We start from the raw sequence: 18,395 nt of genomic DNA on the forward strand, positions 1-18,395 counted from the left end.
GTATCTCTAAGAAAACCTGAGGATTGACTTGGGTTTCTGTTGTGGCAGAAGATCCTTGCCGGGCCCAGGGCTGCAGCTTGTTCGGGGGCCGACCCGATCGGCTCGGAACGAAGACTGTCCGCTCATCCGAGCAACCTGCCCCTGTGCGCGTCTTCGGAAGGTGAGTTGTGCAAGCAATCGAGATGGTGGTCATCGGAGCCGCCGGCATCGCCGCCGGGGGGATCAACGCGGTGGTCGGGTCCGGGACGCTCATCACCTTCCCCACCCTGCTCGCCTTCGGATATCCGCCGGTGCTGGCCAATGTGTCCAACAACATCGGCCTGGTGCCGGGCGTGCTCAGTGCGGCGTACGGCTATCGCAGAGAACTCAAGGGCCAGTCCGGCCGGTTGATCCGATTCGGCATCGCTTCGCTCATCGGCGGGCTCGTCGGCGCGCTCCTCCTGCTGAAACTGCCCGCCGAGGCCTTCAAAGCGATAGCGCCCGTGCTGATCCTGACCGCCTGCGTTCTGGTCCTGCTGCAGCCCCGGCTCGGCCGATGGCTGCAACAGGACCGGAGCCGCAGGCAGGAAGAGGGAGGCGCCCCCCTTTGGTTCGGCGTACTTGGCGCCGGGATGTACGGCGGCTACTTCGGCGCCGCCCAAGGGGTCCTTCTCATGGGGCTCTTCGGCAGCTTCCTGCGCGACGATCTGCAGCGGCTGAACGCAGCGAAGAATGTCCTCGCCTCCATCGTGAACGGAATCGCGGCTGTCATCTTCATTGCGGTCGCCGACATCGACTGGACCGTCGCCGCAGTGATCGCCGTCGGCTCAACCCTCGGCGGGACGCTGGGCGCACGGGTGGGCCGCAAGCTGCCACCGACCGCACTGCGTGCTCTCATCATCACGGTCGGCGTCACCGCGGCCGGCGTCTTGATCGTGCAGTAGCCCCTGGCCAAGTGGCTGCTCTCATCGAACAGTTGAAAGGATCCGGTCGTGCCGGTGCCGGTGCCGCCGGCCGCGCGACCCGCTCGACCCGACGAAGGTAGGCACCCCCGGCCGACTACCGGCCGACACGGCTCCCGGCCTCATGGCTGCGTAGTCGCCGGGGCCGGGAGTCGGCGGACGTAACTGCTGCCACTGGGCTGCCGGCGCTTGGCCGTCCGGCACTTTTTGGCGTGGCAGGTGTGGGTATACGGGGCCGGGGTGTTCCGGCAAGGGGTGCGCAGACCGGAACCCCGGCCCGATTCCGGCGGGCCGGGGTTCTGCGTCATGCGGGTGTCTCGATCATCGGCCGTCGTATCCGCCGTCGTATCCGCTGTCGTAGTGGCGCGAGAGCACTCGGAAGCTGCCCACGACGCCGTCGTGGACGAAGACGCCGCCCCGGACGTGGCCGGGGAACACGCCGTCGCTGGAGCTGTGAGGTCCGACGGTGGCGATGGGGGCGCCGTTGTCGCAGGTGGCCCCGCGGAAGACCTCGATGGTCCTGCGGCTGTCGTTGCGGATGTTGAGACTGTTGGAGCCGAGGCCGCTGACCACGGTGATGCAGCCACCGGGGGCGTCGGCGTAGGTGCGCTCGTTGATTTGGATCCGACCCTCGTAGTGGTCCCGGTCGTCATAGCCCCGGTCGTCGTCATAACCCCGGTCGTCGCCGTAGCCCCGGTCGTCGTTGCCCTTGCCTCCGTTGCCCTTGCCGGCGTCGCCGCCGTCGAGGGCCGAACCGGGGGCGGTGGCCTGCTGGATGACAGGGGATGCGTAGGCCGGCTCGGCGGTGGCGGCCGAGGCGTAGGTGATGCCGGTGGCGGCCAGAGCCGCGGCGGCCGCGATGGCTGCGGTAAAGACAGTGGAACGGGTAACCATGTCACTTCTCCTGTCTCAGAGAGGTCGGCCGAGCAGCCGGCCTGTGATTGAACGTAGTGACGGTCCCCATAGCTGTCATATCGGACACATTCAAGGGTTGGCGCCGGGGCGCCGATCGGGGTACAGGAGACACCCATATGCTATTTAAAGATAATCGGATGAGTTGTCAATTAGGCTTGCAGTGTGGGCTAGTTGATGCATCGTTAGTCTTTCCGGGCGACTTTCTGACGCCCACTCACCCCCCGGTGACAGCGTGTCTTTATTGACACTGCCCAGGCGGGAAGTGCGCGCCGTCGTCTGAATGCCCGTCATTAATGGTCCCGCCTATTCTGACCTGCAGTGACGGCCCGCAGAGTCGTTGCCGGGGCTCGGTGCACGGCCGGTCCCTCGGAACCGATGCCGCAGTTGTGCCAGAACCGGAAATCGACGACAACCAGTTTCCGCGGAAGAGGGGGTGTTGCTCAGTGGCAGCCGCTCTCGTAACTCAGCGACAAAAGCGCATGGAAAACAGCTTCCGGGCATGCTTATGCCCTGGCGGCGAAGGCGCCCATGGAGGAGGGTTTCCGGACACCCGGGGGGACCAGTCGGTGTCGGGGGTTCGTGCGTGGCTTCTGCGGTCTGTTGCACGGGTATGGACGAGGGCGAAACCGTCCCTACACAGCTTTGCCCAGAAGCCCAGAAGCCCAGAAGCCCAGGAAGGGAAACACGTGTACACCCCGTCCCGCACCGAACCGCACCGTCGACCTGCCCACCGGCCGGATGCATCCGAGCATCCGCTCGTAGGCGCATGGTTGCTCAGCACCGTCGCCATCATGGACGTCTCCGGTGACACGCTCGAACACCCCCTGGGGCAAAGTCCGACAGGACTGATCACCTACACCGCGGACGGTCACATGTCCGTGAGCATGCTGAACCCGGATCCTCAAACCGGCGCGGCAGCGGAGGCTGGAACGGGCGAGCCGGTCGATACGGCGACCCTGTTCAGGACATCTTCGTACCTGGGGTACGCGGGTGCCTACGAGGTAATGGGCGATTTGGTCGTCCATCACCTGCACGTGGCGTCGTTACGTCCGTGGGTCGGTACCAAGCAGGAGCGCCGATGGAAGGTGGAGGGGGACCGATTGACCCTGCTTCCCCCGACGGAAGGGACCGGCGAGGCAGCGCGCACCCCGAGGCTTGTGTGGCACCGGCCGACCAGGGACGTCACGTGAGCGGCCAGGGGATCCAGGTTTACCGGCCTTCGGGCCGGTCGGCTCTACTGCGTGGCGTGGGATGCGGACCTTGAGGTCCGCCCCGCGCTGATCCTGCCCGCTGCACGGAATCTCGGGAGCCGTTGACCGGGGTTCGAGCGGGGGCGGCGCCGGCCGGGCGCCGGTCGGTTCGTACTGGCTGCGCGTGACGGCCGGCGGCACGCTCCTGGATTTCATACGCAGCATTTGGCCACGCTGCGGCCGGAGCGGTGCAACCGGGTACGAGGAGGGACCGTCCGGCAGCCGAGGGGCGGCCAGTTGAGGTGGATGCTGCGCCCGCACGGTCAGCACGACGGACTGAGCGGGCTTACTGCGGGGTGGCCGACTGGCAGGCCGCAGGCCCGGCGCAGCGGTGCCTTGGGGGCCCATCCAGTGAACCAGCCTTGTCGAGCCACCTGCTTGGCGCGGGCGTCGGGCCTTGTTGGGCGGAACAGCTCTGCCGCTGCCCGACCTCCGGTCAACTCTGCGGCGTCCTACCTGCAGCACGTATACTCGGCCCCTGCTTCCCCCACCGGAGGAAGGCTCCCGTACCCCCGACAGAAAGTTCAACATGAGTTCCGCAGACAGGTCCGAGGCACCGATCTACGCCAGGCTTGTGGAGGAGCACGGGGACGTTCCGGCCGAGACGCGCCGGGTGGCCGAGCAGACCTTGCGCGAGGCGGACCGCGCGGTCGACTTCAGCGGCGTACGCCCGCCGGTGGCATTCCGCTAGCTCGGCACGCGAGTCCCTCGGTCGACTTGAGGGCCACGATGGGCCCCGTGTACTTCGCCGGCCAAGTGCGACCCGGTTCACGGGTCCGACAGCGTTCCAGGACCACTGCCACGACCACGGTCCGATCCGCAGGTTGTTGTGCGGAGCCGCAACGGAAGCGAAGTCCTGTGGGTCCGTACACACTGCGGCGTGAAGCACCTGATGAACTGTCAGCGGGATGGGGAGGGATCGCCTGTAGCGGTCCAGGCTGGAGATGACGAGGGTGTAGCCCGAGTCGGGGAAGGCGTCGCGCGCCTTCAGTTCCGGCAGCAGTCTGTGAGACCCCGGCGAGCGATCTATCAGAGGGCATAGGCTTTTTGAAGGCGGCGGGTCGCCTGTCACGGACGCCAGCACAGCGAGGGGTCGGGGTGGTCGACGAAGCCGAGTGCACGGTAGAGCGGTTCGCCGTCGGAAGAGGCATACAGGTCCACTCGGGCGACCTCGCGTTCCCGGAACCAGTCGAGCAGGCTCTGCATGATCGTGCGGCTGTGCCCGCGCCGTCGATATGCCGGATCGGTGACCACGCCGATCACATGTCCGATCCGACCGTTGCGCAGGTGCGGGCCGGGCAGTCGTTGCTCGATGGTTCCGATGCCACAGGCGGCAAGGCCGTTGTCGCCGTCCACGACGAGGATCCGAACGGAGTCCGCTGTCAACTGTTCCTTCAGCACCGCAGCAAGAGTGTGCCGCCAGTCGGCGTCTGTTGATGAGGGGTTGAAGAAGTCGCCGCCGAGGGTCTCGAACAGCAATGCCCGCAGGCGTACGAGTTCCGCGACATCGTCCTCAACTGCTTGCCGTACACATGACATGTAATGACCCTATAGTTGTTCTGACGCTTACGGCAACCCGTTTCAAGGCGGCGCCGTCGGAGTGCGCCCCGGACTCTTCCCCCTGTTGACCAGTAGCACTGAGACCGCCCCCGCACCACCGGCAAGCGGCGCGGACCCGCTTTCGTGGCGACAGGAAGAAGCCGACACCACCCTCAGCTGCTCCGTCGCTGCATTGCACTCAGCCTAGATTTCACAGGTGAACGCGCTCAGCTTCTCCGCCGCCCTGATCACCTTCATCTCGGTCGTCGGGCCGCCCAAGGTCCTGCTCTCCTTCGCCCATCTCGCGCAACTCCACCCGACCCGTCAGCTGCGTACCATCGCCCTGATCTCCTGCGGCGCGGCGATTCTCATCGGCCTGTTGACCAGCTTCACCGCACCCTGGCTCCTGGACCTGTTCCACATCAGCACCTCCGCTCTCCTGCTCGCGGGCGGCATCATCTTCTTTCTCTACGCCGTCGGCCTCGTCCTGGGAATTCAGGCCGGAACTGACGGGCTCCACGAGGAAATCCCCAGCGTGACCAGCGCCGTGCGCGAACTCCTCGTGCCCTTCGTCGTCAGCCCCCTGGCCATGACAGCACTGCTCATCGAAGCAACAGCACGCTCCACCTGGACCTGGCGCTCCACCGTCGCCGGCGCGTACCTCGCTGTGATTGTGCTCGACCTCGTCTGCATCCTGCTCCTGGAGCGCGTACTCCGCGCCACACACCACGCGACGGTGGAGCTGCTCGGCCGACTTCTGGGGCTCCTGCTCGCAGCCGTCAGCATCGACCTCGTCCTCGACGGCCTGGAAGAACTTGGCGTCGAGGGACTCGCCCGCGGCCACTGAGAGCGGAACTCACTCGTACCTCCCAGTCGGGGGTTGCTGCCGTCCATGGCTGCTGTGGCTTGGCCACTCAGCACCCCGCGAAGACCCGGCCGCCGGGTCGGGAAGTGCGACCGAGGGCGCTGAGTGAGGTCATGTCGGCGCGGTTGTCTGCGGCAGGATCTGCACACACGATCGTCTGGAGCACGATGAACCTGATCTGCACGTCCGCCCTGGCCGACACCACCTCTGAGACGGTGCGGATGGCGGGCCGGGTACTGCAGCCGACACGGGTGTTCGACACCTACTGGCGCTTCGCCTCCGCCCGGCAGGCGGTCTATGAGGCTCGCCTGGCCGGCCTGGCCCAGCCGTGGACGGACGATCCGATTCTGTCTCAGCACCGCTTCACCAACTGCTACCGCGCCGCCGACCGCGTCAGCCAGACGCTGATCGGGGACGTGATCCACCAGGGTTCACAGGAGTGGAATGAAGTCTTCTTCCGGACCCTGTTGTTCAAGATCTTCAACAGGAGTCGACCTGGCAACTGCTGACCCACGAACTCGGCGAAGTGCGCTGGGACGCCTACGACTACCGGGTCTACGACCAGATTCTGTCGGCGGCGTTCACCGCAGGCCGGAGACTGTACTCGGCTGCCTACATCGTGCCCCCGCCGCAGCTGGGGGAGAGGCGCAAGCACCGCAATCACCTGCGGTTGCTGGAGATGATGATGACCACGGGCGCGCCCGGACGTGTCCTGGAGGCCGTAACGATGCGCGAGGCGTACGAGGTGCTCCTCGGCTACCCGGCAGTCGGTCCGTTCCTGGCCTACCAGTTCACGGTCGACCTCAACTACGCGTCACAGATGCCGTTCTCCGAGATGGACTTCGTCGTGCCAGGCCCCGGCGCGCGCGACGGGATCCGCAAGTGCTTCGGCCGCTCGGCCGACGGCATCGAAGCCGACGTCATCCGGTACATGGCCGACTCGCAACAGGAACACTTCGCCCGCCTCGATCTCCCCTTCCATGGACTGAAGGGACGGCCTCTCCAACTGATCGACTGTCAGAACCTGCTCTGTGAGGTTGACAAGTACGCCAGGGTCGCACACCCGGAGATCGCCGGAATCAGCGGCCGCCGCCGCATCAAGCAGTCGTACGGGCTCGATGCCGGGCCGCTGCGAGCGTGGTTCCCGCCCAAGTGGGGCCTGAACGACCGAGGACCGGCTGTGCCGGCGCCGGGGACGTCCGCTCCGGACCGCACGCAGGCGTGGCCGGGCGTGGCCGTTCGTTGAGGAGGCCCAGTGTCCGGCGTCCGGCAGGGGACGTCCGTGTGCTGTTCCCCAGCGGGTGCGGGCGTCCCGGAACGGGTGCCGAACTGCGCTGCTGTGTACCGGACGTCAAGCCGTGGGCCGGTCGTCCTGCACGGCGACGACCCGGCCTTCACGCTTCGCAGCCGCGGCCGGGTCACGCCGCCGCTCGGGAGCGGGTCTCGCCCTCCTCTTTCCCGTCCACGTCATGGTGAATGGGCGTCCTCGAACCGGTCAGCGGAACCCCCGTCCCGCCCCGGCGTGCCGCGACGATCTCCGCCGCGATGGACAGGGCGGTCTCCTCGGGGGTGCGGGCGCCGAGGTCGAGGCCGACCGGGGAGCGCAGGCGGGCCAACTCGCCGTTGCTGACGCCGACTTCGCGCAAGCGCCGGTTGCGGTCCTCGTGGGTGCGGCGCGAGCCCATCGCACCGACGAACGCGACCGGCAGCCGCAGGGCCGTCTCCAGCAGAGGAACGTCGAACTTGGCGTCGTGGGTGAGCACGCACAGGACGGTTCGTTCGTCGGTCTCGGTGCGCCGGAGGTAGCGGTGCGGCCAGTCGACCACGAGGTCGTCGGCTGCGGGGAAGCGGGCGCGGGTGGCGAAGACCGGCCGGGCGTCGCACACGGTCACGTGATAGCCGAGGAACTTGCCCGCCCGTACGAGCGCCGTCGCGAAGTCCACGGCGCCGAAGACGATCATCCGGGGTGGCGACACCCTCGACTCCACGAACAGCGTCACGCCGCCCGGGCAGCGTGACCCGTCCTCCGCGATCTCGACGGTGCCGGTGCGGCCGCTGTCCAGCATCGCGCGGGCCTCCTCCGCCGCTGTCCGGTCCAGTTCCGGATGTCCGTCGAGGCTGCCCTCGTACGATCCGTCGGGGTGAACGAGCAGCGCCCTGCCGAGCAGTTCGCCCTGGCCCCCGGTCACCCGGACGAGTGCCGCCGCCTCTCCTCGGGCCGCGGCCGACACCGCTGCCTGGAACACCGGCGCGTCCGCGCGCACCGGCGTGACCAGGACTTCGAGGACGCCGCCACAGGTGAGTCCCACTGCGAAGGCGTCTTCGTCGCTGTATCCGAACCGTTCGCGCACTCTCCGGCCGTCCCGGAGCGCCTGGACACACAGGTCGTACACCGCCCCTTCCACGCAACCGCCGGAGACGGAGCCGATGGCGGTGCCATGACTGTCGACGGCCAGGGCGGCGCCGGGCCCGCGCGGTGCGCTGCCGCCAACAGCCACGACGGTGGCGACGGCGAAATCCCGGCCCTCCTCGAACCAGTGGTTCAGCTCCTCGGCGATGTCAAGCACTCCGGGCTCCCTCCGCCGCCCGATGCCGCGCTTCGTCCGCCGCACGCAGGACGCGGTCCGGACGGATCGGCAGGTCCCGGTGGCGCACGCCGGTCGCGTGCCACACCGCGTTGGCGATCGCGGCGGCGACGCCCACGACGCCGATCTCGCCGATGCCCTTGATCCCGACCGGGTCGTCCGGGACGGGGTCGTCCACCCAGTCCGCCTCGATGAGCGGCACGTCGGCGTGCGCGGCGAAGTGATAGCCGGCGAGGTCGGCACCGACGTGGCCGCCGGAGGCCTGGTCCCTGATCGCCTCCTCGTGAAGGGCCATGGACAGTCCCCAGGTCATTCCGCCGATGAACTGGCTGCGGGCGGTGAGCGGGTTGACGATGGTGCCTGCGGCGTAGATGCCGAGCAGCCGTCGCACGCGCACCTCACCGGTGGCGATGTCCACCGCGACTTCGGCGAACTGCGCGCCGAAGGAGTGCCGTTCCTTCTTCGCGAGGGCACCGATGGCCTCGGCGGTGTTCGACCGGGCAGTGATCCCCTCCGGCGGAATGCCACCTCCCAGGGCCAGTCGCTCCCGCAGTTCGTCCGCCGCGACCGTCACCGCCCACGCCCAGGAGCGCGTGCCCATCGAGCCGCCGGCGATCATCGCCGGGCCGAGGTCGCTGTCCGCGATGCGCACACGGACGCGGTCCGGATCCACCTCCAGTGCGTCCGCCGCGACCAGGGTCATCGCGGTCCGTGCCCCGGTCCCGATGTCTGCCGCGTTGATCCGCACGGTGAAGGTTCCGTCCGATTCCGCGGTCACGGCCGCCGTGGACGGGCCGACTCCCGAGGGGTAGGTGGCCGCCGCCGTTCCGGTTCCGAGCAGCCAACGCCCCTCACGACGCAGGCCGGGACGCGGGTCCCGGTCCGCCCAGCCGAACCTGCGGGCGCCCTCCTCGAAACAGGCGAGCACATTGCGGCTGCTGAACGGCAGCCCGGACACGGGACCCGTCTCGGGTTCGTTGCGTGCGCGCAGCGCGATCGGGTCCATGCCGCACTTCTCGGCCAGTTCGTCGAGGGCGGATTCGAGGGCGAAGGATCCCGGTGCCTCGCCCGGTGCGCGCATCCAGGACGGGGTCGGCACGTCGAGCCGTACGAGCCGGTGAAGGGTGCGATGCGCGTCGGCGTCGTACATCACGCGCCCCAGCACGGCGCTCGACTCGATGAATTCATGCACGGTCGACGTAAGACTCTGCGCCTGGTGGTCGAACGCGCGCAACCGGCCGTCGGCGTCGGCGCCGAGCCTGATCCGCTGCGCCGTGGGGCTGCGGAAGCCGACGAGGGAGAACATCTGGCGACGGGTCAGTACGACGCGGACCGAGCGGTGGAGGATGGTCGTGGCCATCACGGCGGCCACTTGGTGCGGGCTCAGACCCTTCGATCCGAAGCCGCCGCCGACGTGTTCGGACCGTACCCGTACGGAGGCCGGATCGAGGGAGAAGAGCTGCGCGAGTTCGCTCGCCACCCAGGTGCTGCCCTGGTTGGAGTCGACGACGTCGAGCCGGCCGCCGTCCCAGCGAGCCGTCGCCGCATGCGGCTCCATCGGGTTGTGGTGTTCCTCCGGTGTGGTGTACTCCTCGTCCACGACGACGGCGGAGGCGTCGAGTTGGGCCTCCACGTCGCCCTTCTCCGTCTCGGCCTGGACCATCGGGTTGTCCTGCGGCGTGTATGCACCGGAGTGTCCGGCGAAGAACGCGACGTCGTGCGGTTCCTCGTCGTATCGGACCACCAGCGCCTCGGCGGCCTCCCTGGCCTGCTCGGACGTCTCGGCCACGACCAGCGCCACCGGCCAGCCGACGAAGGGCACACGGTCGTGCTGGAAGATCCCGACGACCGGGTTCGGCCGCCCCAGCATGCCCACATAGTCGGTTCTGACGCGCGGCGCGTTCCCGTGGTGCAGCACGGTGAGGACGCCGGGCATGGCCAGGACGGGGGCGTCCTCCACGGAGCGGATACGGCCACGGGCCACGGTCGACAACACCAGCCAGCCATGGGCGAGTTCGGCGAAGGGGATCTCTCCGGCGTAGCGGGCCGCCCCGGTGACCTTGTCGCGGCCCTCCACGCGGGTATGGGAGGAGCCGACGGCTCCCGTCACGGCGGCGATTTTGGTCGTCGTGGTCATCGGGCGGACTCCTCGGTGAGTTCGGTCAGCACGGCCACGACGAGGTTGCGCACCAGCGTCACCTTGTATCCGTTCTCGGGCAGCGCCTCGGCGGCCGCCAGTTCGGCGTCCGCCGCGGCGGCGAACGCCTCCGCGCTCGCCGGGCCGCCGATCAGCGCCTGCTCGGCCGCACGAGCCCGCCACGGTCGGGACGCGACCGCCCCGAACGCGAGGCGCACTTCGCGTACGACATCGTCCTGGACGTCGAGCGCCGCGGCGATCGAGCCGATCGCGAACGCGTACGAGGCGCGCTCGCGCACTTTCCGGTACCGCGAGTGGGCGGCGACCGGGGCCTGCGGCAGCGTGACGCCGGTGATCAGCGCACCCGTAGGAAGGGCGGTCTCGATGTGCGGGGTGTCGCCCACGGGTAGATAGAACTCGTTGATCGGCAACTCGCCCGGCCCGTCCGCCGTTTCGTACGAGATGACGGCGTCGAAGGCGGCGAGCGCGACCGCCATGTCCGAGGGATGGGTAGCGACGCAGTGTTCGGAGGTGCCGAGGATCGCGTGGTTGCGGTGCTCGCCCGTGAGGGCGGGGCAACCGCTGCCGGGGGCGCGCTTGTTGCAGGGTTTGCTCAGGTCGGTGAAGTAGCCGCAGCGGGTCCGCTGGAGCAGATTCCCGCCGACGGTGGCCATGTTGCGCAGCTGTCCCGAGGCGCCGGCCAGGACGGCCTGCGCCAACGCCGGGTAGTTTCGCCGTACTTCGGGGTGGGCTGCCAGATCGCTGTTGGTGACGGTCGCGCCGATGCGCAGCCTGCCGTCGTGAGTGAACTCGACTCCGTCGAGCGGAAGTTCGCGTACGTCGATGAGCAGAGCGGGCCTTTCCACGCCGGCCTTCATCAGGTCGACGAGGTTGGTGCCGCCGCCGAGGAAGCGGGCGTCGGGGTCGGCGCCGAGCAGGGCGACCGCTCCGGAGACGTCGAAGGCGCGTTCGTAGCCGAATTCCCTCATACTGCCGTCTCCTTGACATCATTTCCGGCCGCCTCTGCCGCCCGCGCGACCGCCTGCACGATCGACACGTAGGCGCCACAGCGGCACAGGTTGCCACTCATCCGCTCGCGGATCTCTTCGGCGGTGAGTGCAGGCACTCCCGCTTCGGGCCGGACATCGTCGGTCACGGCGCTCGGCCAGCCCGCCGCGTGCTCCTCGATCACGGCGAGGGCCGAACAGATCTGCCCCGGTGTGCAGTAACCGCACTGATAGCCGTCCAGGTCGAGGAAGGCCTGCTGCACCGGATGCAGCTGCTCACCATCGGCCACGCCTTCGATGGTGGTGATCGCGCGCCCCTCGGCCGCGACTGCGAGCTGGAGACAGGAAACGGCCCGGCGCCCATCGAGCAGCACCGTACAGGCGCCGCATTGGCCCTGGTCACAGCCCTTTTTGGTACCGGGGAGATCGAGATGCTCGCGCAGGGCGTCGAGCAGGGTGGTGCGATGGTCGACGGGCAGCGTGTACTTCTCGCCATTGATGTTCAGGGTGATGGCACTGGACGTCGATGGGGCCATGATCAGCCTTCTTTCGCATTGCTGATGCGCGTCGAACGAGACGATTCCGGCAGACGGTCCGGGAGGGAGAGCGGGATGCGCATGAATGGACCAGCGGCGATGGGCACTGGTCGGCCACGCTGGCCGGATCTGCCGCTATGGTGGAACTAAGCGGACAGCTGTCCGGTTGTCATCGAACCTAGCGGACAGCTGTCCGGTTAGCAAGGCCGGGCTTGGCTGTGATTCCGGAAGGAGGACGAGTGCAGGAAGAGAAGAGCGGGACTCTGCGCCCGGACGCGCAACGGAATCGCGAGCGCATCCTGGAAGTCGCGCTGGCCGAGCTGACGCGGGCTGCGGATGCTCCGCTGAGCGCGATCGCGAAGAAGGCGGGCGTCGGACAGGGGACGTTCTACCGCAACTTTCCCAACCGCGAGGCCCTCGTGCTGGAGGTCTACCGCTACGAGATGCAGCAGGTCGCCGACACCGCCGCCCAACTGCTCCAGACCCGCGCACCTGACCAGGCCCTGAGGGAGTGGATGGACCGCCTGGCCCAATACGCCATGGCCAAGGCCGGCCTGGCCGACGCGCTGCGCAAGGCCACCAGCACGTACGGCAGCCTGGCCCAGCTGGGGCACGGCCCGGTGACCCAGGCGGTCAGGCTCCTGCTGAACGCGAACGAGGAGGCCGGCACGATACGCCCGGGGCTGACCCCCGACGACTTCGTGCTCGCCATTGCCGGGCTCTGGCAGATAAACCCGCACAGCGATTGGCAGCCGCGTGCGACGCGACTGCTGGACCTTGTGATGGACGGGCTGCGGGCAGGGGCGTCCGGAGCGGGCGGCCCTGTGACGGATGAGCGTGAGGCGGACGGGGCCCAGGCGGATGGGCCGGGGGACGGACGGACCTGAGACGGGCTGAGCTGGGCCCCGGATGGACCTGGGCCGGGGATAGATAAGGCCCCGGCGCACCTGGGCCGGGCGGAATTCGGGGTGCCTCTGCGGGGTCTGCCGATGCGCCTGCCGTGGGACGCCGCCTGGGTGAAGGGGTACCGCTGTCAGGCCGTGTCCGATGGATTGTGGAATCGCGTGGGTTTCAACGAAGCGGTGCGGCAATGATGCCGGCCGGCCTGCGAGCGCGGTGTGTCGGCATCGAATGTTGTAGAAGGTCAGCCACGGCGCCAGCGCGTGGGCGCGTTCGGTGTTGCTGGTGAACCTGGTGGTAGGCCCATTCGTTTTGCAGGGTGCGGTCGAAGCGTTCGACCTTGCCGTTGGTCCAGGGGCAGTGGAGGCGGATGAAGCGCTGTTCGCTGCCCCCAGGTCGGCCACGGCCCGGCGGAAGGCGACGCTCTTGCGGCAGGTCAGGCATTGTCGGTGATGACCCGGTCGATGGGGTCGGATCTACTCGTCGTGCAGTCCGGCTCGGACGCAGTGTGAGGGCTGGAAGGCGTAGTGGTCAAGGAACGCCGGGAGGTTCGACCAGGCAGGGGCCGCCGTTGTTTGACCCAGTTGGGCAACAGAAGCTGTGCCCGCCAGGGCTACGGTGGCGGTTTGTCTGAATAGGTGACGACCGCGCACGCCGCGCTGCTGTCCGCGCTCGCGCACCTTGCCCCGGCCATCGGTATCGACCAGCTGGCGGTCGCCGGCCGGCTCGCCCAGGCCGCCCCGCACGCCACCGCCCAGCTCGCCGAGTTCCTCGCCCAGGCCGTCGCCACCGGCGCCGGAGCAAGCCGGGTGTGAAGCTGGGAGGTTCACGTTGTGTAACCTCCCAGCTCCCTTGATGGTCTGGGAGGTGCCTGGGGGTCTGGGGGCGAGACGTTCTATCTGTCTGGGATGCCTGGGAGGTTGCCCCCTGTTCTCCTTCGTGGGCGCGGTCCTGGGAAGCGAGCTGGGAGACAGATCCCCGGATCATCACAGCCCGTCACTCTCTTCCGGCACGGGCGTTGTGCCGGGCATGGACTGGACGCAGCTGCTCAAGGAGCCTACGGGCGCGGTGGAGGCGCGGAATCGGTCGGTCACAGCGGTGCGCGTCGCCGAACCAACGTCACGGAGGTCGCTGCGCAGGCGTTCGCAGCCGGAGCTCAGGAGCGGCGATCGCCCGGATCCTGGCACGCCTGGAGCCTCTCCTCCCACCGAGCCGCCCACCGGTCTGCGCGCCAGTTCAGCCCCTGACCCCGTGTCGGCCAGATGATCGCGAGCCTATCTACCGTGGTTTCCCTTGTCCTTGCCCTTGCCCTTGCTACCACCGTGGTTGCCCTTGCCCTTGCCCTTGCCCTTGCCCTTGCCCTTGCCCTTGCCCTTGCCCTTGTCCTTGTCCTTGTCTTTGTCCTTGCCCTTGCCACCGTGGTCACCCTTGCCACCGTGGTCACCCTTGCCACCGCCGTGGTCACCCTTGCCACCACCGCTGCCGCCCGTCGGGCCAGTAGGTCCGGTGCTGCCCGTCGGGCCAGCAGGTCCGGTGCTGCCCGTCGGGCCAGTAGGTCCGGCACCGCCCGTCGGTCCGGTGCTGCCCGTCGGGCCAGTAGGTCCGGCACCGCCCGTCGGTCCGGTGCTGCCCGTCGGGCCAGTAGGTCCGGCACCGCCCGTCGGACCAGTGCTGCCCGTCGGGCCAGTAGGTCCGGCACCGCCCGTCGGACCAGTGGGCCCGGTCGGCCCGGGCGCCCCGACGCAGGACGGCACGGTGATGACGTTGTTGTCCAGGGTGACCGCGCTAGTACGCGCCAGGGCCCGGCCCTGGATCTCCGTGCCGTTCTGTACCGTGATGGACTCCGAGGCCAGGATGCTGCCCTTGAAATTGGAGAACGTCCCGATCGTGGCGGAGCTGCCCACCTGCCAGAACACGTTGCAGGCCTGAGCCCCATTGACAAGTCTGACGCTGCTCGCCGAGCTTGTGATCAAGGTCGATGCCGCCTGGAAGATGAAGACGGCGCCGGAGTTCCCCTCTCCGTTGAGGGTGACGGTCCCAGTGAGGGCCATTGAGCTTGTGGAGTTGTAGACGCCAGTCGTAAACGTCTGTCCTCCGAGGTCGACGCCCGTCACGTCCCCTGTCGGAGTCCGAATTGCCGCGTCGTTGTAGGCGATGCCCAGGTCGTTCTTCGCCGTGAGAGCCGGACCGTTGGCTACGTTCTGAGCGCCGAAGACGAGACCGGGCGGGAAGTTCGTCACAGAACTCCCCGGGCTGAGCCCGAGGTCTCCGTTGAGAACGGTGGTGGTGACCGTGTTGGTGACCGTTGAGCCGGCCAGCACGGCGTAACTGATGCCGGTCCCCAGTCCCACCGGAGCCTCCGCTGCATACGCGGCGGTGGTGAAGAACGTGGTCGTGCTCAGCAGAGTCACACCGGACAGCACGGCGAAGGACGCCCTGCGCCAGACACGCCTGCGTCGGACTCGCTTGCGCCCGTCTTCCGAGAAGGCAGACGGAGTGGTAGCCACAGCCATTGAAGGTGGTCCTTCCTGTTTCGGGGTGGATTGCGTCTGCCGACCCGTAGCCGCTGCCCATCAGGTGACGAACGCCCACCTGAGCACCGAGTCCGCTGGAGCGGGAGACGGCAGAACACGCAGCGAACACACAGTGACGAATCGTCACGCAGGGTTCACCAAGTGTGGACCCATGCGAACATAAGACGGCGATAAAGCCAGGAGGCGCGAGGGTGAGTTCCCATCACCTGTCGTGCCGTCACGCCACCAGCGGTCGCGCGTAACACCTCCGGCCCAGCGACCCGGCCGACCGCCTCAGCCCCTTCGACGAGGCGAATACCGCGAGTGCGGCCCGCCGTCCGGCCCGTGCTGCTGGCCCCGTGCCGGTTCCGGGGCAGGGCGCGCATGTCGAAAGGCTGGGGCGACGAACCGCGCTACACACTGGATGCGGCCTGGAAGCGCAAGCTCATCCCGTGGCCTGCGGCCACCGCGCGCAAGTACATGCGCGAGCGTTCGCCCGGCGAGGCATCCCCGTTCCGGAAGGTGTGAGAAGCGGAAGAGCCAAGCACTGTCCAGCGTGGAGGCTGCGGTCGGTCTTCCACGGCCCGGCGCTGGCGTGGTCAGCGGCGCCCTGTCAGCGGATGCGTGGTATCGCCTTGTCCGGATGCACGGTGTTGACGTACTTGACAGCAACACCGGGGTGGATGCCGAAGAGCCGGACGAGGTGAACCGGGTCGGCGGTGTCCCGAGCCTCGTACAGGATCCGGTCGGCCCACACTTGACGGGGTAACAGCCCCACCTGATCGAATGCAGCTCGCACAGCGCAGTAGCTGAGCTGCGGAGACGATGGATGCCGGTAGGTATGGCAGGTGATGAGCAGATGCGAATTCGTGGCTTCGGGCCGACGGCGGCGGCGCTCCCGCAGCCAATCCGCCACGAGGTGAGTGCTCAGATCATCGAGATAGAAGGTGTGGGTGTGCTCCCCTCGGCGCACCGCCAGTGTCCGGCAGGCCAGGTCGAGGTCGCCCAGGTCGAGCCGGGCGACCTCTGCGGCGCGCACGGCATGGATGGCGACCAAGCCGACGATGAGCCGTGAGGCGGGTCCGTCGAGCCGGTTCAGGGATCCGGCCAGGCAGGCGGTCGCTGGACAGCGGCCGTGGCAGGCGCACTCCAGCGGGCTGCCGAAGCCCGGCCGTTGGGTTGTGGAAGATCAGCCGCTCCTTCTTGAGGGCCCGGAAGACGCTGCGCAGCACGGTGAGCAGCCCGCGGGCCACGTTGCCCTGGTGGCGGGCGAGCTCGCTCTTGATGTGATCGGTGGTGACTTGGCGCAGATCCAGACCGGCCGCCGCCCATGTGGTCAGGGCAGGCCAGGCGGTACGCAGTAACGGCGGATGCGCCGGAAGCCGGCCCGAGGATGCCGGTATCGGCCGCAGCCACGCAGGACTCGCACCCAGGTGCTCAGCTGGCTGGCCATTGGGGCGGGAAGCTGCGTGATCCGCGCGCGCAGGGCCTCCTCGTCGCGCCGCTCCTGGCTCAAGTCGGGGATGTGCGGGCGTACCTGGTGCTGGACGTCGGTGAGCAGCTGGGCTGGTGTCTCGGAGAGTTCGTCCGCGTCCAGCAGAGCCTGCGCGTGAAGGAAGGAAATCACGCGGCGTGTGGCAGCGGTACCGGCCGCAACGGTCCCGGCCAGGTAACGTACGTCCGCTCGGGGATGGGGGCGTGCGCTCCCATCCGGGCCAGCAGAGTATGCAGGACCACGGCCGCACTGCCCGGCACGTTGCGTTTGCCGGCGACCCAGGTCCGCGGGTAGCCGGCGATGAAGGAATCCAGTAACTCTTGCGCCGGGTCCGGTGGAGGGGAGAACGTGGGGAGGGATGCGTGCCGCTCGCGCCGCCAGGTCCGCGGCATCGAGAACAGGGCCAGCTGCCCCGGTCGACCGGCTCCGGAAGTGCCTTGCCGTCCGGGACGGCCGTCGCTCGGGCTCGGGCGCGTGAGCGCATGACAGGGCCCGACCGGTTGTGTACGACGAAGCCCAGCTCTCCGGCGCGCCGCTTGAGTTGATGCGCGAGCGGACCGGCGAAGGTGGGCTGCGTGAAGGAGGCCGCCGCCGTCTCAGCGCCGATCTCGCGCACGTAGGCCAGGCAGCCGCGGCACAAACACTCCTCCGCGTGCAGCGGCAGACTGTCCCGTTGACATCGCGGGCACCGGTCCACCCGGTAGCGCGCAGAGCTGTGTCGCCACTCGCTACATCTGCAGCACCGGGCTGCCGTGACGCCCCAGCTGCTCCAGCCAGCCCCGACAGCTCCAGCACAGGCCGTCACGCAGATGGGGCACACCCCAGTCCAGGCAAAGTCCACATTGCCGCACCACCGTCACGGCTCCCGGTCAGTGCGGCGGCCGCAGCCGACGCGGACCCTCTCGGCGCGGCACCGGCCGCACCGGCCCCGACTCCCCGCCGACCACCCGCTCCGGTTCCTCCTGGCCTCCTGCGGTGGCCACCGGCTCGGACTTCATCAGGTCCGCCACCGTGCACCCCAGTGCCGCACAGATCTTGTCCAGATCATCCAGCAAGAATGCCGCCTGCAGGTCGACCGGCCGCCAGATGTCACGCTTGGCCGCGATCTTGACGCCATGGTCAGTGGTTTGCACATGGCCCGCGAGATCGGAAGCGCCCCGGCCCTGGCCGGCTGGCGGGGCGAGGAAGTACTGCCGGGTCCCGACATCCGCGACGTTGAGCAACTGGCGGCGTACCTGTGCAAGAACCTCCGTACCTACAGCCACTACGCCGGAACCTGCCGGATCGGCATCGGTGGGACAGCCGTCGCCGACCCCGAGTTGCGCGTGCGCGGCGTCAGCGGCCTGCGCGTAGCCGACGCTTCCGTGATGCCTGCCATCGTCTCCGCCAACACCAACACCAACGCCACCGTCTACGCGATCGCCGAACGAGCGGCAGACCTCCTGCGAGCCCATTCATAGGAGCCCCGCACACTCCTCGGTGTCTCCCCATGCACCCTCTGCAGCCACATCAATGACGGCACCGGGCTCGATGACGTGGGAGGAGATTCGGCGGGGCTTCGTGTGTTGATGGCATGGGCGTCCGACGACCTGCCACCAGCGTCGGCGAATGACAGAAAGTCGGGTACCGCACCGGCTTGTGGCTCGGCGAGTTGACCCACTTCTGCGACGTTGCCGAACAGGCCGCGTTCGAGCTGACGGTCGGCCGGCCTC

Annotated in this window: 18 protein-coding genes and 2 pseudogenes; 9 read left to right on the top strand and 11 right to left on the bottom strand. The window is 68.4% G+C overall.

Annotated elements, in window-relative coordinates:
• Positions 1–167: 167 nt before the first annotated feature.
• The gene (locus ACFVYE_RS18730) at positions 168–923 is read left to right on the top strand and encodes a sulfite exporter TauE/SafE family protein (RefSeq protein ID WP_383964927.1); all 756 of its coding nucleotides are present in this window, start codon (positions 168–170) and stop codon (positions 921–923) included.
• Between the two features lie 339 nt (positions 924–1,262).
• Here the strand turns inward: ACFVYE_RS18730 and ACFVYE_RS18735 are convergent, their stop codons facing one another.
• Positions 1,263–1,835, bottom strand: coding sequence for a hypothetical protein (locus ACFVYE_RS18735; protein WP_383964930.1), 573 nt, complete (start codon positions 1,833–1,835; stop codon positions 1,263–1,265).
• Positions 1,836–2,335: 500 nt separating this feature from the next.
• On the opposite strand from ACFVYE_RS18735, the gene ACFVYE_RS18740 reads away from it, so the two are divergent.
• Together ACFVYE_RS18740 and ACFVYE_RS18745 are read left to right on the top strand one after the other, a co-directional pair.
• Positions 2,336–3,046: a lipocalin-like domain-containing protein gene (locus tag ACFVYE_RS18740; protein WP_383964933.1), complete on the top strand. Its 711-nt coding sequence runs from the start codon at positions 2,336–2,338 to the stop codon at positions 3,044–3,046.
• Positions 3,047–3,635: 589 nt separating this feature from the next.
• Positions 3,636–3,797, top strand: a complete 162-nt coding sequence (locus ACFVYE_RS18745) for a hypothetical protein (RefSeq protein ID WP_383964936.1) — start codon at positions 3,636–3,638, stop codon at positions 3,795–3,797.
• 377 nt (positions 3,798–4,174) lie between these two features.
• Here ACFVYE_RS18745 and ACFVYE_RS18750 read toward each other — a convergent pair whose 3' ends face one another.
• Positions 4,175–4,645 carry a GNAT family N-acetyltransferase gene (locus ACFVYE_RS18750; protein ID WP_383964939.1) on the bottom strand — a complete coding sequence of 157 codons (471 nt, stop codon included), beginning with the start codon at positions 4,643–4,645 and terminating at the stop codon, positions 4,175–4,177.
• A gap of 217 nt (positions 4,646–4,862) precedes the next feature.
• On the opposite strand from ACFVYE_RS18750, the gene ACFVYE_RS18755 reads away from it, so the two are divergent.
• Positions 4,863–5,492: a MarC family protein gene (locus tag ACFVYE_RS18755; protein WP_383964942.1), complete on the top strand. Its 630-nt coding sequence runs from the start codon at positions 4,863–4,865 to the stop codon at positions 5,490–5,492.
• Positions 5,493–5,731: 239 nt separating this feature from the next.
• A pseudogene (locus ACFVYE_RS18760) lies at positions 5,732–6,756 on the top strand (nucleotide kinase domain-containing protein).
• 172 nt (positions 6,757–6,928) lie between these two features.
• Here ACFVYE_RS18760 and ACFVYE_RS18765 read toward each other — a convergent pair.
• Genes ACFVYE_RS18765 through ACFVYE_RS18780 form a run of 4 tightly spaced genes read right to left on the bottom strand, consistent with a single transcriptional unit; the run spans position 6,929 to position 11,775 of the window.
• The gene (locus ACFVYE_RS18765; protein ID WP_389606429.1) at positions 6,929–8,077 is read right to left on the bottom strand and encodes an XdhC family protein; all 1,149 of its coding nucleotides are present in this window, start codon (positions 8,075–8,077) and stop codon (positions 6,929–6,931) included.
• Positions 8,070–10,232, bottom strand: a complete 2,163-nt coding sequence (locus ACFVYE_RS18770) for a xanthine dehydrogenase family protein molybdopterin-binding subunit (protein WP_389606431.1) — start codon at positions 10,230–10,232, stop codon at positions 8,070–8,072. The genes ACFVYE_RS18765 and ACFVYE_RS18770 overlap by 8 nt, the downstream gene beginning before the upstream one ends.
• The gene (locus ACFVYE_RS18775; protein WP_389606433.1) at positions 10,229–11,221 is read right to left on the bottom strand and encodes an FAD binding domain-containing protein; all 993 of its coding nucleotides are present in this window, start codon (positions 11,219–11,221) and stop codon (positions 10,229–10,231) included. Before ACFVYE_RS18775 ends, ACFVYE_RS18770 begins: the two co-directional genes overlap by 4 nt.
• Complete coding sequence (locus ACFVYE_RS18780; RefSeq protein ID WP_383964952.1) at positions 11,218–11,775, bottom strand: (2Fe-2S)-binding protein; 558 nt, start codon at positions 11,773–11,775, stop codon at positions 11,218–11,220. Before ACFVYE_RS18780 ends, ACFVYE_RS18775 begins: the two co-directional genes overlap by 4 nt.
• Positions 11,776–12,014: 239 nt before the next feature.
• Between ACFVYE_RS18780 and ACFVYE_RS18785 the strand changes: the two genes are divergently transcribed.
• Complete coding sequence (locus ACFVYE_RS18785) at positions 12,015–12,662, top strand: TetR/AcrR family transcriptional regulator (protein WP_383964956.1); 648 nt, start codon at positions 12,015–12,017, stop codon at positions 12,660–12,662.
• Positions 12,663–12,872: 210 nt separating this feature from the next.
• Here ACFVYE_RS18785 and ACFVYE_RS18790 read toward each other — a convergent pair.
• Positions 12,873–13,065: pseudogene (locus ACFVYE_RS18790) on the bottom strand (integrase core domain-containing protein); the annotation flags it as partial.
• Between the two features lie 248 nt (positions 13,066–13,313).
• On the opposite strand from ACFVYE_RS18790, the gene ACFVYE_RS18795 reads away from it, so the two are divergent.
• Positions 13,314–13,490, top strand: a complete 177-nt coding sequence (locus ACFVYE_RS18795; RefSeq protein WP_383964959.1) for a hypothetical protein — start codon at positions 13,314–13,316, stop codon at positions 13,488–13,490.
• A 459-nt stretch (positions 13,491–13,949) separates the two neighbouring features.
• Here the strand turns inward: ACFVYE_RS18795 and ACFVYE_RS18800 are convergent, their stop codons facing one another.
• Positions 13,950–15,086: an ice-binding family protein gene (locus ACFVYE_RS18800; protein ID WP_389606435.1), complete on the bottom strand. Its 1,137-nt coding sequence runs from the start codon at positions 15,084–15,086 to the stop codon at positions 13,950–13,952.
• 486 nt (positions 15,087–15,572) lie between these two features.
• On the opposite strand from ACFVYE_RS18800, the gene ACFVYE_RS18805 reads away from it, so the two are divergent.
• The gene (locus tag ACFVYE_RS18805) at positions 15,573–15,716 is read left to right on the top strand and encodes a hypothetical protein (RefSeq protein ID WP_383964965.1); all 144 of its coding nucleotides are present in this window, start codon (positions 15,573–15,575) and stop codon (positions 15,714–15,716) included.
• An 85-nt stretch (positions 15,717–15,801) separates the two neighbouring features.
• On the opposite strand, the gene ACFVYE_RS18810 is transcribed toward ACFVYE_RS18805, so the two are convergent.
• The 3 genes from ACFVYE_RS18810 to ACFVYE_RS18820 all read right to left on the bottom strand — a co-directional run bounded on the left by ACFVYE_RS18810 (position 15,802) and on the right by ACFVYE_RS18820 (position 17,816).
• Positions 15,802–16,227 carry a hypothetical protein gene (locus ACFVYE_RS18810; RefSeq protein ID WP_389606437.1) on the bottom strand — a complete coding sequence of 142 codons (426 nt, stop codon included), beginning with the start codon at positions 16,225–16,227 and terminating at the stop codon, positions 15,802–15,804.
• 297 nt (positions 16,228–16,524) lie between these two features.
• Positions 16,525–16,815: a hypothetical protein gene (locus tag ACFVYE_RS18815; protein WP_389606439.1), complete on the bottom strand. Its 291-nt coding sequence runs from the start codon at positions 16,813–16,815 to the stop codon at positions 16,525–16,527.
• Positions 16,816–17,552: 737 nt separating this feature from the next.
• Complete coding sequence (locus ACFVYE_RS18820) at positions 17,553–17,816, bottom strand: helix-turn-helix domain-containing protein (protein ID WP_389606441.1); 264 nt, start codon at positions 17,814–17,816, stop codon at positions 17,553–17,555.
• Here ACFVYE_RS18820 and ACFVYE_RS18825 point away from each other — a divergent pair, their 5' ends adjacent.
• Positions 17,817–18,143, top strand: a complete 327-nt coding sequence (locus ACFVYE_RS18825; RefSeq protein ID WP_389606443.1) for a GMC oxidoreductase — start codon at positions 17,817–17,819, stop codon at positions 18,141–18,143.
• The last annotated feature ends 252 nt before the right edge of the window (positions 18,144–18,395 follow it).

This window comes from Streptomyces sp. NPDC058239, from assembly GCF_042882185.1.
Taxonomy (GTDB): Bacteria; Actinomycetota; Actinomycetes; order Streptomycetales; family Streptomycetaceae; genus Streptomyces.

Bases quoted from the DNA above. Each gene is read 5' to 3' on its own strand.
- ACFVYE_RS18805 (WP_383964965.1), top strand. From the start codon at position 15,573: ATGTCGAAAGGCTGGGGCGACGAACCGCGCTACACACTGGATGCGGCC.
- ACFVYE_RS18780 (WP_383964952.1), bottom strand. From the start codon at position 11,775: ATGGCCCCATCGACGTCCAGTGCCATCACCCTGAACATCAATGGCGAG.
- ACFVYE_RS18825 (WP_389606443.1), top strand. From the start codon at position 17,817: ATGGCCCGCGAGATCGGAAGCGCCCCGGCCCTGGCCGGCTGGCGGGGC.
- ACFVYE_RS18740 (WP_383964933.1), top strand. From the start codon at position 2,336: ATGGAAAACAGCTTCCGGGCATGCTTATGCCCTGGCGGCGAAGGCGCC.
- ACFVYE_RS18750 (WP_383964939.1), bottom strand. From the start codon at position 4,645: ATGTCATGTGTACGGCAAGCAGTTGAGGACGATGTCGCGGAACTCGTA.
- ACFVYE_RS18745 (WP_383964936.1), top strand. From the start codon at position 3,636: ATGAGTTCCGCAGACAGGTCCGAGGCACCGATCTACGCCAGGCTTGTG.
- ACFVYE_RS18770 (WP_389606431.1), bottom strand. From the start codon at position 10,232: ATGACCACGACGACCAAAATCGCCGCCGTGACGGGAGCCGTCGGCTCC.
- ACFVYE_RS18775 (WP_389606433.1), bottom strand. From the start codon at position 11,221: ATGAGGGAATTCGGCTACGAACGCGCCTTCGACGTCTCCGGAGCGGTC.
- ACFVYE_RS18735 (WP_383964930.1), bottom strand. From the start codon at position 1,835: ATGGTTACCCGTTCCACTGTCTTTACCGCAGCCATCGCGGCCGCCGCG.